This is a genomic window from Pseudomonas sp. HS6-2, assembly GCF_049325675.2.
Lineage (GTDB): Bacteria > Pseudomonadota > Gammaproteobacteria > Pseudomonadales > Pseudomonadaceae > Aquipseudomonas > Aquipseudomonas putida_N.
This window is the reverse complement of sequence record NZ_CM143906.1, coordinates 5,459,068-5,474,929: the sequence shown is the minus strand read 5'-3', so window position 1 is coordinate 5,474,929 and position 15,862 is coordinate 5,459,068. Positions and strand designations below refer to the sequence as shown.

General features: G+C 62.1%; 13 protein-coding genes and 2 pseudogenes. 9 read left to right on the top strand and 6 right to left on the bottom strand.

Going from position 1 to position 15,862, the window contains the following annotated elements; translation table 11 throughout:
- The first annotated feature begins 90 nt into the window (after nucleotides 1-90).
- The 4 genes from ACOKS3_RS25590 to ACOKS3_RS25575 all read left to right on the top strand — a co-directional run bounded on the left by ACOKS3_RS25590 (nucleotide 91) and on the right by ACOKS3_RS25575 (nucleotide 7,026).
- Nucleotides 91-1,416: an MFS transporter gene (locus ACOKS3_RS25590; protein WP_009683512.1), complete on the top strand. Its 1,326-nt coding sequence runs from the start codon at nucleotides 91-93 to the stop codon at nucleotides 1,414-1,416.
- Nucleotides 1,417-1,533: 117 nt separating this feature from the next.
- Nucleotides 1,534-3,624, top strand: coding sequence for a hydantoinase/oxoprolinase family protein (locus ACOKS3_RS25585; RefSeq protein WP_023101487.1), 2,091 nt, complete (start codon nucleotides 1,534-1,536; stop codon nucleotides 3,622-3,624).
- A gap of 17 nt (nucleotides 3,625-3,641) precedes the next feature.
- Nucleotides 3,642-5,402 carry a hydantoinase B/oxoprolinase family protein gene (locus ACOKS3_RS25580; RefSeq protein WP_009683515.1) on the top strand — a complete coding sequence of 587 codons (1,761 nt, stop codon included), beginning with the start codon at nucleotides 3,642-3,644 and terminating at the stop codon, nucleotides 5,400-5,402.
- 142 nt (nucleotides 5,403-5,544) lie between these two features.
- Entirely contained in the window at nucleotides 5,545-7,026 is a 1,482-nt protein-coding gene (locus ACOKS3_RS25575) for an NCS1 family transporter (protein WP_023101486.1), read from the top strand.
- On the opposite strand, the gene ACOKS3_RS25570 is transcribed toward ACOKS3_RS25575, so the two are convergent.
- Nucleotides 7,017-7,928 (bottom strand): LysR family transcriptional regulator, encoded by a 912-nt coding sequence (locus ACOKS3_RS25570; RefSeq protein ID WP_009683517.1) that lies wholly within the window; start codon nucleotides 7,926-7,928, stop codon nucleotides 7,017-7,019. The genes ACOKS3_RS25575 and ACOKS3_RS25570 overlap by 10 nt on opposite strands.
- A gap of 124 nt (nucleotides 7,929-8,052) precedes the next feature.
- Between ACOKS3_RS25570 and ACOKS3_RS25565 the strand changes: the two genes are divergently transcribed.
- Together ACOKS3_RS25565 and ACOKS3_RS25560 are read left to right on the top strand one after the other, a co-directional pair.
- Entirely contained in the window at nucleotides 8,053-8,742 is a 690-nt protein-coding gene (locus ACOKS3_RS25565) for an isochorismatase family protein (RefSeq protein ID WP_009683518.1), read from the top strand.
- A gap of 151 nt (nucleotides 8,743-8,893) precedes the next feature.
- Nucleotides 8,894-9,078 (top strand): annotated as a pseudogene (locus ACOKS3_RS25560) (helix-turn-helix domain-containing protein); the annotation flags it as partial.
- 329 nt (nucleotides 9,079-9,407) lie between these two features.
- Here the strand turns inward: ACOKS3_RS25560 and ACOKS3_RS25555 are convergent.
- From ACOKS3_RS25555 to ACOKS3_RS25535, 5 genes are all read right to left on the bottom strand, one after another.
- Nucleotides 9,408-9,596: a hypothetical protein gene (locus ACOKS3_RS25555; protein ID WP_009683519.1), complete on the bottom strand. Its 189-nt coding sequence runs from the start codon at nucleotides 9,594-9,596 to the stop codon at nucleotides 9,408-9,410.
- Nucleotides 9,597-9,652: 56 nt separating this feature from the next.
- A complete protein-coding gene (locus ACOKS3_RS25550) occupies nucleotides 9,653-10,546 on the bottom strand; it encodes a recombination directionality factor (RefSeq protein ID WP_009683520.1) in 894 nt (297 codons plus the stop codon).
- A gap of 87 nt (nucleotides 10,547-10,633) precedes the next feature.
- On the bottom strand, nucleotides 10,634-11,638 hold the full coding sequence (locus ACOKS3_RS25545; protein WP_034023887.1) for a YqaJ viral recombinase family nuclease: 1,005 nt from the start codon (nucleotides 11,636-11,638) through the stop codon (nucleotides 10,634-10,636).
- Nucleotides 11,639-11,713: 75 nt separating this feature from the next.
- Complete coding sequence (locus tag ACOKS3_RS25540) at nucleotides 11,714-12,682, bottom strand: DUF932 domain-containing protein (protein WP_463581459.1); 969 nt, start codon at nucleotides 12,680-12,682, stop codon at nucleotides 11,714-11,716.
- A gap of 87 nt (nucleotides 12,683-12,769) precedes the next feature.
- A complete protein-coding gene (locus ACOKS3_RS25535) occupies nucleotides 12,770-13,099 on the bottom strand; it encodes a hypothetical protein (RefSeq protein WP_014003962.1) in 330 nt (109 codons plus the stop codon).
- A gap of 255 nt (nucleotides 13,100-13,354) precedes the next feature.
- Here ACOKS3_RS25535 and ACOKS3_RS25530 point away from each other — a divergent pair.
- The 3 genes and pseudogenes from ACOKS3_RS25530 to ACOKS3_RS25520 all read left to right on the top strand — a co-directional run.
- Nucleotides 13,355-14,103: pseudogene (locus ACOKS3_RS25530) on the top strand (IS3 family transposase); the annotation flags it as partial.
- A gap of 418 nt (nucleotides 14,104-14,521) precedes the next feature.
- Nucleotides 14,522-14,695, top strand: coding sequence for a hypothetical protein (locus ACOKS3_RS25525; RefSeq protein WP_422764665.1), 174 nt, complete (start codon nucleotides 14,522-14,524; stop codon nucleotides 14,693-14,695).
- A 151-nt stretch (nucleotides 14,696-14,846) separates the two neighbouring features.
- Nucleotides 14,847-15,764, top strand: a complete 918-nt coding sequence (locus ACOKS3_RS25520; protein ID WP_009681612.1) for a LysR substrate-binding domain-containing protein — start codon at nucleotides 14,847-14,849, stop codon at nucleotides 15,762-15,764.
- Nucleotides 15,765-15,862: the final 98 nt, after the last annotated feature.

Below are 15,862 nucleotides of genomic sequence, written 5' to 3'. Positions count from 1 at the left end.
CTGAGCTTGAGGGCTGCGCCTGCAGCCCACTCGCTGCGTGAAGGTTTCGAACTGCCAATCGCTTGTTCTCCAACAGACAGTGAGGTGGATATGTCGGGTACGTCGCAGCAGCCGGTCGCGCCGGAGCAATTGAAACGCGTGGTCTGGGCCGCGTCCATCGGCAACTTCGTCGAGTGGTTCGACTTTGCCCTGTATGGTTTTCTGGCGACCACCATCGCCCAGTTGTTCTTCCCCTCGGGTGACAGCACCACGGCGCTGCTCAAGACCTTTGCCGTGTTCGCCGTTGCCTTTGCTTTCCGCCCGCTCGGCGGGCTGGTGTTCGGCATGCTGGGGGACCATTTCGGGCGGCGCCGGGTGTTGTCGATCACGATCCTGCTGATGGCCGCAGCCACCACCCTGATCGGGCTGCTGCCGACCTATGCCAGCATCGGCCTGGCCGCCCCGTTGCTGTTGACGCTGATCCGCTGTGTGCAGGGTTTTTCCGCCGGTGGCGAATACGCCGGTGCCTGCATTTACCTCATCGAGCACGCCCCGGCCGGGCAGCGCGCCCGCTATGGCAGTGCCGCGCTGGTGTCGACCTTCGCCTCGTTCGCGGCCGCCGCCATCGTCACCTATGCCCTGAACCGCTGGCTGACAGCCGAGCAGATGGCAACCTTCGGTTGGCGCCTGCCCTTTCTGATCGCCGCGCCCCTCGGGCTGGTGGGCCTGTACCTGCGCTGGCGCCTGGACGAGACGCCGGCGTTCAAGGCGCTGGCTAGCGCCGAGCGTGCCGTGCATGCACCGCTGGGCCAGACATTGCGCGAGCAGGGCGGGGCGATGTGCTGCCTGGCGGCGTTCATCTCGCTGACCGCGCTGTCGTTCTACATGTGCACCACCTACTTCGTGACCTACCTGCAACTGCAAGGCGGCCAGCCGCAGCCCACAGCGCTGTTGATCTCTTTGCTGACCTTGCTGTTCGCCGCAGCCTGCTGCCCCTTTGCCGGACGCTTTTCCGACCGCGTTGGCCGGCGCCCGACCATGGTCACGGCTGCCGCCTGGCTGGTGCTGACCATTTACCCGGCGTTTCTGCTGGCGCGCTCCGGGTTGTTCTACCCAGCATTGGCGGGGGCATTCCTGTTGGCCATCGGCGCGGTGCTGTGCGGTGTGGTCACGGCCGTGCTGTTGTCGGAAGTGTTCCCCACCCGCAGTCGCTACACCGCCTCGGCCATCACCTACAACATGGCCTACACGCTGTTCGGCGGTACCGCGCCGCTGATCGCCACCTGGCTGATCGAGCGCAGCGGTGACCCGCTGTCGCCGGCCTATTACCTGGCCGGTATCGCCCTGTTCGCCCTGGCGGGCGGGCTGTCGTTGCCGGAGACGGCGGGGCGCCCCTTGAGCCACGCCGCCGATCAACCCGCCAACCCCTTGGCATAAAAAAAACAGGCCCCGCTTGGGGCCCCCGCACCTCAACAACAACCATAAGACCCACGTGCGAATCGGCTCGGCGGCGCAGTTGCCGAGTGCATTCGCGATCACCAGGAGTGACGCAGAATGGCCCGTATAGGCGTAGATGTCGGCGGTACCAACACAGACCTGATCCTGGAAACCACGGAGCGCGACTCCATCGGCCGGCGGATCTTTTCCCACAAGGTCCCCACCACCCTCGAAGACCAGTCCATCGCTGTGATGCGCGGGATTCTCGAGCTGTGTGCCAAGGCCGGAATCGGCGCCGAAGAAGTGGACCTGATCGTCCATGGCACTACGGTGGCGACCAACATTTCCATCGAACACAATGGCGCCGAGGTGGGCATGCTCACCACCAGGGGCTTCCGCGACATTCTGCACATTGGCCGGCACAAACGGCCCTACAACTTCTCGCTGCAGTTCGATGTGCCATGGCAGAGCACACCGCTGGTGCGTCGGCGTAACCGCATCGCCATCAACGAGCGCATCCTACCGCCCCATGGCCAGGTCGAGACGCCGCTGGACGAGCAGGAAGTCCGCGAGGCCGCGCAGTTGCTCAAGGCCCGTGGCGTGCAGGCCGTAATCATCGGCTTCATGTACGCCTTCCTCGACCGCTCCCATGAGCTGCGCGCCAAGGCCATCGTGCAGAAGGTGATGCCCGAGGCGTTCGTCTGCTGCTCCACCGATGTGGTGGACGTGATGCGCGAGTACGAGCGCTTTTCCACCACGGCCATGAACGCCTACGTCGGACCGCGCACCGCCCACTACCTGACCCACCTGGCCAGCCAGCTGCGTGAAAACGGCATCCAGGCCGACCTGCGCATCATGCAGTCCAACGGCGGTGTGGCCACCGTTGAAAGCTGCTGCGAGCGGCCGGTGAACATCCTCATGTCCGGCCCCGCCGGTGGCGTGATGGGCGGGCATTACTTCGCTGGGCTCGACGGTGAGCGCAACATCATCACCGTCGACATTGGTGGTACCTCGGCGGACATCTCGACCTTGGTCGATGGCCAGATCAAGGTGATGAACCCGCGCGACTCCTACGTGTCCGGGCACCCGGTGCTGGTGCCGATGATCGACCTGATCACCATCGGTGCCGGTGGCGGATCGGTGGCCTTCATCGACCCGGCCGGTGGCTTCCAGGTCGGCCCACGCTCGGCCGGTTCCAACCCCGGCCCGGCCTGTTACGGCCGCGGTGGCGAGGAGCCCACCGTGACCGACGCCAACATCGTGTTGGGCCGTCTGGACCCGGACCAGATGCTGGGCGGCGACCTGAAGATCGACCCGGCGCTGTCGTTCCAGGCCATCGAGGCGAAGATCGCCAAGCCGTTGGGCCTTAGCGTGCACCGGGCGGCCCTGGGCATCCTGCGGGTGGTCAACAACAACATGGCCCTGGCCATTCGTTCCAACTCGGTGGCCCGTGGTATCGACCCCCGCGATTTCGTGCTGATGCCGTTCGGCGGGGCAGGGCCGGTGCATGGTCCGGCGCTGGCCGATGAGGTCAATGCCAAGTCGGTGCTCATCCCGCCAGCGCCGGGCATCACCGCCGCCGCAGGCCTGCTGACCACCGACCTGCAGTACGAGGCCCTGCGCTCGTTGCTGTGCACCCTGAATACCATCGACGACACGCAATTGAATCGGCTCGAAAGCGCCTTGCAGGAACTGGAAGCCAATGTTCGGCAACAACTGCGCAACGATGGCGTGGACGATGCCTGCATGCAGCTGACCCGCATCGCCGAATGCCGCTACGACGGTCAGGGCTTCGAGTTGCGTGCCCTGATCCCTGGCGGCAGGGTGGACCACCAGGCCATTGCCCAGGTCATGGCGCATTTCCACCAAGTGCATGAGCAGGACTACGGCTATTGCTACGCCGATGCCCCGGTGGAAGTCGTCAGCCTGCGTGTCATCGGCCATTCCCAGTCCGAGAAGCTGGCCTGGCAGCCGCTGCCGGCGGCGGTCGACAGCGACACCGGCCAGGCCTTCCTTTACGAGCGCGACACCTGGTTCGACGATGGCCAGTGCCTGCCCACGCCACGCTATGACCGCAGCAAGCTGCACGCCGGCCAGTACATCGAAGGCCCGGCCATGCTCATGCAGCACGACTCCACCTCGCTGGTGCCGCCGGGTTGGGTGGCCAGGGTGAGCGCCCACGGCAACCTGATCATCTCCCGCCAGTAACGCCAGAGGACACAGCCATGAATACGCAACCGGTCGATCCGATCACCCTGCAAGTCATCAGCGGCGCCTTGAAGACCATCGCCGAAGAGATGGGCCACGTGCTGTACCGCATGTCGTTCTCATCGATCATCCGCGAGTCCCAGGACATGGGCGCCGGGCTGTTCGACACCCGCTACCAGACCATCTGCGAGTCCGAATCCACGCCGATGCACATCGGCTCGATCCCGGCCTACCTGCGCGGCATCGAGGCCACCCTGCAAGGTGGCGCCTGGCACGAGGGCGATGTGGTGGTGCACAACCATCCCTATCACGGCTCCAGCCACAGCCCGGACCTGGCGGTGATCGTGCCGATTTTCCATGAAGGCGAGCTGGTGGGCTTTTCCGGCAACACCGCGCACCACATCGACATCGGCGCAGCTACGCCGGGGTTGATCATCGACGTAGGCGACGTGTACGCCGAAGGCATGCTGATGGCCGGGCTCAAGCTCTATGAGCGCGGTGTGCGCAACGAAGCGCTGGTGCAGATGTTCCGTTACAACAGCCGTGCATCCGACCAGCTGATTCGCGACATCGAAGCCCAGGTGGCCTCGGCGCAGCTGGGCGCCCGGCGCTTCAAGGAACTACTGACCCGCTACGGCAAGGACTTCAGCTTTACCGCGATCAACCAGTTGATCGACTACGCCGAAACCATCATGCGCCAGCAGATCGCGCAGATTCCCGATGGCGACTACCGCGCCGAAGGCTTCCTCGACGACGACGGCCGCAACCGCGAGCGGCGCCTGCCGGTGGTGGTCACGGTAAAAGTGAGCGGTGATGCCCTGGAGGTGGACCTGACCGGTTCGGCGTTGCAAACCGAAACCGCCTATAACGTGCCGTTCGAAGGTTCGTGCAAGGTGGCCGCCTACGCCGCCTTCCGCAAGCTGCTGCTCGACGCTGCCACGCTGCCCAGCCCGGTGCCGTCCAACGAGGGGTCGTTCCGCCCGATCAGCGTCGTGGCGCCGCTGGGCACGATTTTCAACCCAGTGTTCCCAGCCGCTGCCGAGGCGCGCTTCACCCAGTGCAACCGGATGATCGATCTCATCATCAAGGCCCTGGCCCCGGTGCTGCCGGAGCGGGTGATCGCCGGCAGCTCGGCGTCGATCTCCTTCGCTGCCTATTCCGGGGTGAAGGCCGATGGCGACTATTGGGTATTCCTCGAAGTCAACGAAGGGGCATACGGCGGGCGGCCGAAATCCGACGGGCCCGATGCCATCGACAACCTGATGGCCAACACCCGCAACAACCCCATCGAAGACCTGGGGATGCACCTGCCGATGATCTGCGACCGCTACGAGCTGCGTGACGATGTGCAGCCAGGCGCTGGCAAGTACCGCGGTGGCATCGGTGTGGTAAAGGCCCAGCGGGTGCTCACGGCGGGCTTCATCACCCACGAAAGCGAACGGCATTTCGATGTGCCCTGGGGGGTGTTCGGTGGCTGCGACGGGGTGGTAGGCAAGACCGAGATCTACAATGTCGCCAGCCCCGGGCAGGTGGTGTCGATGCCGTCGAAGTTCTCCGGGTACGCGTCCAAGGCGGGGGATGTGATGGCCTACTACTCGCCCTGTGGCGGTGGCTATGGCAACCCGCTAGAACGCAGTGCCGAGCAGGTGCGCGAAGACGTGCTGGATGACTTCTGCAGCCTCGAACAGGCCTTTGAGGTGTACGGAGTGGTGCTCGACGAGCAGGTGCGCCTGGACATCGAGGCCACCCGCGCCCGGCGCCAGCAACTGCAGGGCTGACCACAGGTCTGCCCGCCGCAGCCTTTGCTGGGTTGCTATTCGCCAGCAAAGGCCGTTGCCCACGTTCGTTCCTTTCCCCAAGAGCCTGCGGCCATCGCCATGGCAGGTAGGTTGCGCCTTCCATTCATGCACAGGTGCTTCGATGAACAGCCCCGAATTGACTTCTGTCTCACCGACTCCGGCCGTCTCCCGTCACAACCTGTTGGAACCGTCGATTCTTCCGGTACAACGACGACATCGCTCGATCGGTACCCTGGGTTTCACCTGGATCTGGATCGGTATCGCGTTCATGATCGCCACCTTCCAGCTGGGTGCTACGGGTGTTGCCGGCCTGCCGCTGCCACAGGTCGTAGCGATCATTCTGCTGGCCAACATCGTCCTGGCGCTACTGATGACCCTGACCGCGGACATCGGTACCGAACATGGTTTGTCTTTCGCGGTGTATTTGCGAGCGCCGTTCGGCGTGCATGGCACACACATTCCGTCATTGTTTCGCGGCCTGGTCGCGGCGATCTGGTTCGGTATCCAGACCTACCTCGGCGCCCTGGCCCTGAGCGGTATCGTCGAGTACTTGACCGGGTTCGACAACTGGGCCTTGTGGTATGTGATCTTCGCAGTGGTGCAAATCATCAATACCGCGCTGGGTATCAAGGCGGTAGAGTTTCTCTCGTCCATCGCAGCGCCGGCGATCATTGCCATCTCGGTTTGGATGTACCTGACCCTCGATGTGCTGGCAGTCACCAAAGGGGTCAATATCTGGACGTTCGTCGGCGACAAGCAGCTGACCATCATTACCCTGTTCCTGGCTAACGTGGCTTTCTGGTCGACCTTGGCCATCGACATTCCCAATATCACCCGTTACGTGCGGACACCAGTCAATGCTCGGGGGTTCCTGTCTCGTAACCGGCATATCTTTCTTGCTCAACTGGTCGCATTACCGCTGACTCAGACCTGGATCGCGGTCATTGGCGCGGCATCTTTCGTCGCCGCCGGAGACTGGAATCCAATCAATGTCATCCAGGCCCAGAGCACCGGGCTGAGCCTGGTCGTGCTGATGGTCCTGGTGGTGCTGGCACAGTGGTCGACCAATACTGCAGCCAACCTGATCCCGGCGGCGCTGACCTTCGTCAATGCTGGAGCACCACGAGTCAGATACCCGACTGCAGTGATGATCGCGGGAGTCATCGGTACACTTTCGATGCCGTGGGCCATCCTCGATAACCTGTTCGCCTTCCTGTTTTCGTATGGATCGTTCCTCTCGGCAATTGGCGGGATCATGGTGGCTGACTATTACCTGATTCGGCGACGCCGGTTGAACGTGCCGCAGTTGTATGAGCTGCAAGGGCAATTCCACTATTGGCGCGGTTTCAACCCTGCCGGCTTGTTAGCGTGGGCTGCGGCCAGCGTGTTGGCGTACTGTTCCGGTGACTGGGCATTTGTAGTCGGTTTCGTCAGCGGTTTGGTGATCCATGCCATGCTGATGAAGTTCTGGATCGTTCGGCGCTATCCCCAGCAAGAGCTCACCGGCAATGGCGCGCAGTGGCTGGCCAGCAGTGTCGGCCACGACTGGCGCTACGATGCCAGTACCGATCGCTTCGGCCTTACGCCATCAGATCAGGCGTGAAGCTCCGCAGCTCGGTGCCCTAGTAGGGCTTTGAAACGCGCGGCGGTAGGGCTCTGGTATTCCTCGTTCCACGCGGCGATGGTCTGCACCTGGGCATGCTCGTCCTGCAGCGGCACGATGACCACGCCTTCGCGCTGGATCCGGTAGGCGCATTCCGAATACAGCGACACCCCCATGTTGGCCGCCACCAGCCCGAGGATACCGATGCTGGTGGTGGCCTCCTGGTGAATGTTCGGGCTGAAACCGGCGCGCTGGCACAGCTGAAACGCCTGGTCGCGGAACAGGCTCCAGCCACTGGGCGCACCGAAGATGAAGCGCTCGTCGCGCAACTGTTCGATGCGCAAAGTGGCCTGTCCGGCCAGCGGGTGCCGTGACGGCAGAATTGCCACCATGCGTTCCTGGTTCACCGGCAATGAGGCGATGTCCGGCTCGGTCATTGGCCCCAGCAGGAACCCCACGTCGATCAGGCAATCGCGGATCGCCTTGTACTGCTCGTGAGAGGGCATGTACAGCAACTCCACGGTCACATCCGGGTGCAGGTCCTTGAAGCGCTCGAGAATGCCCGGCAGCGCGCCGTTGATGGCGAAGTCGTTGTAGGCCACGGTCAGGTGGCCGATGTCCCCCGCCGCGGCGCTACGCGCCAGGTCGATACCGCGTTCGATATGGCGGAACACCTGCTGGCATTCCTGCAAGAACAGCCGACCGGCCTCGGTCAGCGCCACATGGCGCGTGGTGCGCATGAACAACTCCGCCCCCAGCTCGCTTTCCAGCGCCTTGATCAGGCGGCTCAAAGCCGGCTGGGTGATGAACAGGGCATCGGCGGCGCGCTTGAAATGCAGCAGTTGCGCGACGCGGACGAAGGCTTTTATCTGCTTGAGATCAAAGCGGATATTAATGCTCATTTTGGTATCAATGCTCGCCAACAATGAATTGGATGTCATCAGTGGCCGAGATTATCGTGAGTTCCAGGTCAAGGCAAACCTTCCTTGCCGAACCGCTTACAACGACCCACTGGGGAGATTCACTATGTCGCAAGACCTGATGACCATGCTCGAACGCGCCTTCGAAGAATCGACCAAGCTCTACAAGGAGCGTGGCTTCCAGCGCCGTATCGGCTTCGGCAAGCGCCCGGCGCTGATCAACGTCGACCTGGCCAACGCCTGGACCCGCCCAGGCAACCCGTTCACCTGCGAAAAGATCGACGACGAAATCATCCCCGGCGTGCAGCGCCTGATGAAGGTGTTCCGTGCCAACCACTTCCCGATCGTCCACGTCACCACCTGCTACCAGAACACCGACCGCCATGACCCCAACACCGACATGGGCCAGTGGCACAACAAGATCCCGGTGGACGTGGTCAACCAGGCCGATGAGAACCTCTGGGCGATCGACTCGCGCATCGCGCCAGTCGATGGCGAGTTCGTGCTGGTGAAGAAGCGCGCCAGTTCGTTCAGCGGCACCTCGCTGGCCGGGTACCTGCGCTCGGCAGGGGTCGACACCATCCTGGTGACCGGCGTGACGGCCTCGGCTTGCGTGCGTACCACCCTGTGCGACGGCCTGGCCGAAGGCTTCCGCACCATCGCCGTGAAAGAGTGCATCGGCGACCGGGTACCGGGCGCGGTGGCCTGGAACCTGTTTGACATTGATGCCAAGTTCGCCGACGTGGAAACCGTCGACAGCTGCCTGGATTACCTGGCTAGCATTGGCAAACGTTGACCGCCCGGGTGTGACCCGCGCCATGCTGAAGCCGGGCTTCAGCATGGCGCGTTGCGTTTGTCCAGCCGCATGGCTGAAACACACCTGTACGCCAGGCTCATTGATTGCAAGCTAAGCGATTGTTAAGGTCGGTCCTCCCAAGAATCATCATGAGCGTCTGGTCGAGCTGGCAACTATCTTCAACTGCGAAACAGCCGACCTGCTGACCGAGGGAGCTCCCGCCCGGAGGACCAGGCCCGCAGGCTCCATGACCTTCTTTCCCGGCTGACAGCGGCAGACCGTGAGCTTGTCATGGACATGGTGGAGCGCCTGGTTGCCCGGCTCGGCCAGGACTGAGCGCTGAATCATGGCGACTACATGGCGGGCTCGGACGCCTCCTCTGTACCCGGCTCATCGAACAGCGATCCACAGCGCAGGCACAAATACCTGAACCCTCCGAAGTGATATTTGGCGACCCCAGGGTTGGGGTATCTGTGTCCGCCTCCTGAGCCCCCTGCAATGCACTGTCGGCCAGGCTGACCAGCAGGGCGATGCCCTTGGCAACGTCCCGCGTCAGAATGGCCTTGGACTCGCAGATTAAGCATCTGATCATGGTTCCTCGTGGTAATAACGGCCGAATGCACAGCCGCTGGTGATGACTGGTTGGCGGTTGTCGCTGGGGGGTTTCAGCAGGGATTGCCCGGGCGTGGGCAGAGCAATCTGAGCAGGCGATTCAGCATCCAGCAGGCCAGGACCACGGCGAGCAGCAGCGGCGGGAAGCGCAGCATGAGCAAGATGCTCAGCACCACCGTAGCAGCGGCCGCGAGCGCGCCGATGAAGATGAGCAGGTGGAGTAGAAATCGAAGTAGAAGCATAGTGAGTCTCCAAGAAAACCTGCCTGGCCGATGACGGCAGCGCAGGCAGGTGGGATTCAGTGGGGCTGTGAGGCGAGGGCTTCCAGTTTGTCTGCGAGGAATTTGGGCGCCGCCTGTGAATCAACGGGGGCGGTCGAGCTGGCTGGCTCTGGGGCGGTGAAGAACTCCTCGATCACGGCGTGACTGTCTTCTTCGCTGTCCTCAAAGGCGCCATTGCCGAAGCCCCGGCGGGCTGCCTCATCCAGCGCCCCTTGATCGAAGCCGGCGGTTTGCCGTTGCGCCGCGAGCTCGCCCGCCTGCTGCAGAGCTTCAGCCATGCCCATGCCGTTGCGTACCGTGAGGTCGACGTAGAAGATCGGGGTGCCGTGGCTCTGGCGCGTCGACTTGCCGCGTAGGCGCAGCTCCAGCGGCAGGCAGGCCAAGCGATTGCCGGAAATGGCCTGGAAGTAATGTAGCCGGGCTGCCAGGGTGCGGATGCTGTTGAAGCCGGTGGTGCGGAACACGAAGGTGCCCAGCGGATCCTCCTCGCCAATGACCACGTTCAGCCGGCCATAGGGCCTGCAGGCATTACCCTTGGCCAGCGGGCAGGCATCCGGCGAAGGGCAGGGCAGCGATTGCATACCGTCCTGAGTGACGCGCTTGCAGGTTTCGCCATTACCGACGCACAGTGGCCGTCCCGACTGCCGGTCGAACAGGGTGTAGTCGGCGCGAAAGTTCAATTCCGGTTCGTTGAACAGCAGACGTACCGGGATGCTACGCAGCTTGTCGTCCTTGCCCTGACGCAGTTCATCGTTGAGCGGGTGCAACAGCCAGCCATCCCGGCCCTGCACTTGGGACGTGATGGTGAACTGGTCATCCTTCTCCGGAAGACGCTTACCGTTTTTCTCGACGACCTTGCCAATGGAGATGCGACCGAGTGCGGGAGGGATGAGTGCGAGACCTTTCAACATGGTGGTGCTCCTGGAAATGAAAAAGGCCAGCCACGCAGCGCGAACTGCATGGACTGGCCAAGGGGGAAGGGGTGATGGAGGAGGAAATCAGCCGACCAGGAAGCGCCGCGCACCGGGCTTCAGCAACGGATACTTGGCCTGCAGGTACGGCTTGTCCTTGAGCAGTTGCGCGACATCGAAACCGATGTTGTCCTTGGCCTTGCGCCAACTGACGTAGCCGCTGGAGAACTCCGCGCGACTGGCGTCGCCCATGGCCTGCTGCAGCATCTGCTTGAGCTCGGCCTCGCGCTTTTCCTTGTCGGCCATCGACTGCCGCAGGGCCTTCAGTTCGATATAGGCGGCAGTCAGCCCAGCATGGCTGCTGAAGTTGACTACCTGACCGTTGTCCTCCGGATACAGGCAGCGTAGCGCTGCCTCCGCGGATGCCGTCCCGTCGGCTGGCGGTGGTGTGTCGGTCTCCACGTAGCGCCAGAACTTGCACTCCAGCTCGATCAGGCGAGCAATCATCTGCTCGTCCCGCTCAATGCGGTGGATCTCCAGCGTCTGGCCACCAAGCAGCACGGCTACATCCGCAGCCTGCTTGCCAGTGACGGCGAGCTGGTGCATCACCTGAAGCTCGACATACTCGGGGATGCCTTCCTTCCAGAGACGTGCCCCGTTTATGCCGGCGGTCTTGCATTCGAGGATCTGCACATCGTCGGCACCGATTACCTCACGGTCGATGTTGGCCAGCATCCAGGGCAGCTCCGGATCCGGATGCTGTAGCACGGCGTTAATGCGGCGGACCTTGTTCTTGGTGCGCTTGCTGTAGTGCCAGGCCACGATGGGTTCCAGGACGTTGCCCCAATACATCGGGCTTTCCTCATCCTGGGTATCGCCCTTAGGCAGCGCAGTGTCGCGGCCGGTCTTCTCCAGCCACAGTTCGAGCTGCGATTTGTAGGGATTCAGTCCCACGGCAGCCGCGGCATCCGAACTGCCGATGCCTTGTTTACGGATCTGCAGCCAGTCCTCGCGCGGAAGCTCCTTGGTGCTGACCAGGCGCAGGGCCGGGCGGGCTTTGCGGGAGCTGCCGTTCAATGACGTTGCTTTCATGGTATTCAGCTGCAGACATGAAAACGCCCGACCAGCACAAGGCTGACCGGGCGCGAGGGTTGAAGTAAGTGAGGGCTAAGCGGCGAGCTGTAGCGCGGCATCCAGAGCGCGTTGCTTGATCTGTGCCCCCTGGCCGAACCAGGCCGAGTCCATGCGGTACTCGTTGCTGCGGGCACGACGTTCGTGGTCGACGTACTCGGTCACGGCGTTGAGTAGGCCCCAAGCTGTGCCACGTGCAGAGTCCAGCTGGCTACCGCGACCACGGCCTTCGTACAGCTCCTGGGCTTTGCGTAGCGCACGCTCGTTGGGCAGTACCTCCGGTAGGGCGCCGGTCGGGCTGGTCTCGCACAGCACGCCCATAAAGAATCCCAAAGCCTCATGCCACTGCACCTTGCGTTCGGCCAGCGCGCGCATGCGGTACATGAAGTCGTCCCACTGGGATACGGCGATACCGAGCTGTTTCTTCACTGCTTGCGGATCGAAGCGGGTGTTGTGCGGCACCTTGATCGCGCGGCTGGTGCCGTCCAGGGCGATGGTCAGGGTGTTATTGCACACCACCCGTACGGTGGTCGGAGTGGCGGTGGTGGCCAGGGTGCCGTCGCAGGACGTCGCCAGCAGCAGATAACCATTCACCTGGTCGTTGCCCTTGAGCGCCGCGCCTTGCCCGGTACGCGCCAGCGCCCAGAACTTGCGACCGCCCTTGAGTACGCCAGCCGTTTCCAACTCGTAGCCGGAAACCTCGGTGAGGTCACGATAAAATTCGAGCACTTCCCGGGGCTGCACGGTGTGGTAACGCTGTGAGACCACCGACAGCGGCGCCTTGCTGTCGGAGCGGTAGAGCACCTTTTGCTCGGGGAAGGAGTGGATCGCGCCCAGGTGGCCGACGGCATTCGATTTGAAATGCACGGGGCTTTCGAGGATCTGCCAGTCCATGCCGGCTTCGCGTTGCCAGACTTCGATGGGTTGCTTTTGCGTGAGCTGATTGCCCAGGCCATGCCACGGGGTAGCGCCAGCGTAGGCCATGGTTTCGACGAGATGTGCCATGTGAGTGATTCCTTTAGGTGCAAATCGGTATAAAGCGCTGAGCGAGGCGCAGCACCGACTAGATGAATGGATGGGAACAGCGCTGGATCAGGTCGGCAGGTTGAAGCGATGACCGCAGAGCAGGCAAAGGTTGTGGGCCAGAACGTGGCGGTCGAGCGACTCGCCGAGTTGAGCGCCGAGCGCGCATCCACCGACGCCACCCGCCAGACCGCCGAGGATGGCGCCCGACACTGAGCCGAGTGTGATACCGACCGGCCCGGCGAGCGCGCCGATGGCTGCGCCGGCCTGCCCACCGGTCCAGGCTGCGCTGACGCCACGCGCAACACCGCCTACAGTGCCAATAGCTGCACCGACTTTCATGGCGTGATGGAAGGAAGCGATCTTGGGGGAGTTACAGCGAGGGCACTGCAATGACATGGGGCTAACCTCCTTGGTGCTTATGTCATCGCGATAATGTGTGGTTGAGATTTTTTCGAGTCGAATGGTCGCATTTCAGAAGCGAAACCAATGACGTAACGAGCCACAATCGGCAGAGACAGGCCGGGATTAGTGCTGATAGCTACTGCTCGCGTAGCGTCGCTCAAACTCCATCGTGCAGAGATAGCCCTTTGAATCGCCCCTGGTTTCGTAGACACCTCCAAGCCTCATAATGAGGCCCAAATAGGAGGTGCCATGAGTCGTCAGCGTTACCCCGAAGAGTTCAAGATCGAAGCGGTCAAGCAAGTGACCGAGAAAGGCAAACCCGTCGCCGATGTCGCCCAGCGCCTGGGCATGTCCGTACATAGCCTTTACGCCTGGATCAAGGTCTACACCAAGCCCCAAGAGCAGCGTCAGCAAGACGACGATCAGCAGGCCGAATTGCGCAAGCTACGCGCTGAACTCAAGCGCGTGACTGAAGAGCGAGACATCTTAAAAAAGGCCGCCGCGTACTTTGCCAAGGAGTGCGGCTGAAGTACGCCTTCATCAAGAAGCACTCGACTGATTACCCGGTGCGGCGCCTTTGCCAAACCCTCAAGGTGCACCCCAGCGGCTACTACGCCTGGCTGGCCGAGCCTCAATCTGCCCGAGCAAAAGAAGATCAACGTCTGCTTGGCTTGATCAAGCACGCTTGGCTAGAAAGCGGAGGTGTATACGGCTACCGCAAAATTCACGATGACCTACGTGAGCTGGGAGAGGAATGCGGACGAAATCGAGTCGGGCGCTTGATGCAGGCGGAGGGGCTGCGTTCGCAAACGGGCTATCGGCGGCGTCCAGGGTTTTACGGTGGAAAACCAACAGTGGCCTCGCCCAACCACCTCGCGCGGCAGTTCAAGGTCAGTGAGCCGAACAAGGTCTGGGTGACAGATATCACTTACATCCGCACCTATGAAGGATGGCTCTATCTAGCGGTAGTGCTGGATCTGTTCTCACGCCAAAGGATCTGGGCGAGATTGTTCCCCACAGCGGGCGCTTCCCCGCTGCGGTAGAACGTGCACTGTTTTTCCTGCTACTGGCGCCATGGGAAGACTGGGCCGAGATGACCGAAGTGGACTGGCGGGGTTTCCGGCTGCCTTGGGTCTATACCCTCGACGATGACCTGTGCGCTTTCCCGCACCCGCCGCCCCACCCTGAGCGGCTGACGTGGGAGCCGTGCTCCTTCCAAGTGGACCACGACGAGTGGGAGGAAGCCGAACGCCCTATGTGGCTGCGAACTTGGGCAACCGCCGAGGATGTGCGGCAGGCACTGGAAGCCAGGTGGGAGCTGCTGCGTGTAGCTAGCCCCAAGCGTCGGAGCTTTTCTCAACTCCTGTCGAACACTTCCTGGTCCGTGCGTTTCTTTCTGACGGCATCGATGAAGTGATGGCGCACCTCATCATGATTGAGGCCGCGTTTGGCGCCGAGGAAGACCACAGGCGTAAGCTGCGACTAACAGGTGATAATTACGACGAATCGCCGACGCGCAGCGTTGCTGCAAGACTGAGCGCCGCCATCGTCGAGCCTGGCGCAGCGAAGGAGCATCCCGTCGCCGTGTGATGATGGACCTGGGGTACATTAAGCGTTTAACGCAGCGCTGCGCGAGTCCTGCATTGGGGGTGATTGCTTTGAGAGAGGCTGAAACACTGATTCGGCATACCGGCAAGCTGAATATTGGCGCTGTGGAGAAAGCGATATTGGAGACTTTTCCATGATGAGGTTCTCTGAAATTGAGGCGTTCAGGGCCGTCATGTTGTCGGGCTCAACCACTGCGGCCGCGCAGACGCTGCACACCTCACAACCTAATGTGAGCAGAGCGATTGCGCTGCTTGAACAAAAAACCGGCTTGAAACTTTTCGAGCGATTGCCAGGGCGACTGGTGCCCACCAGTGACGCCCGGTCCTTCTTCAAGGAGGTACAACGAAGCTTTGCGGGGCTGCACCATCTGGACGAAGCCGCCAAGCGGATCAAGCGGTTCAGCGGTGGCGCGCTGACGGTCGCCGCAGTACAGATGCTTGCGCTGGGCCTGGTGCCCAGGGTGATGCAGCAGTTTTGTCAAAATCTGCCCGAAGTCAGCGTGTCCATCCATACCGGCCACGCAACGACAGTGGCACGCTGGGTTGAAGATCAAACCTGTGATGTCGGCTTGGTCTCCCAGGTCAATAACAACTATGGCCTGGCCTATGAGCACCTGTATGAGGTAGACGCCGTCTGCGTGATGCCTGCAGACCATCGGCTCGCACGCAAGGACGTGATAACCCCCCAGGACCTGGCGAATGAGCCTTTCATCTCGCTGCCCCGCACCGAACATGGCTACTCACTGGTCGACACCCATTTTGAAAACGCCGGTATTGACCGGCACATTCGCCTAGAGACCTCTTACAGTTCAATCACCTGTTCGCTGGTCATGCAGGGGCTAGGCCTATCGATCGTGAACCCGCTCGCCTCATTGGATTACCGCCATTCGGGCATGGTGACGCGGCCTTTTCTGCCCACCGTAAAACATCAGGGGTACATCATCTACCCCAAAGAGCGCGCGAACGATCGGTTGATTTCAGACTTCGTGACGACCGTCAAAGACGTGCTGGCCCGCGAACTCGAGAGCCTCGGGTGTAAAGCGCCGGCGTAGGGATTGCTCCCGGGAGGGGGGGTATATCACCAGTGCATAGGCCAAGGCGATATTCTATTTGCTTGTCCACCGCTGCTCCCCTTAACGTTGTGTTCAGC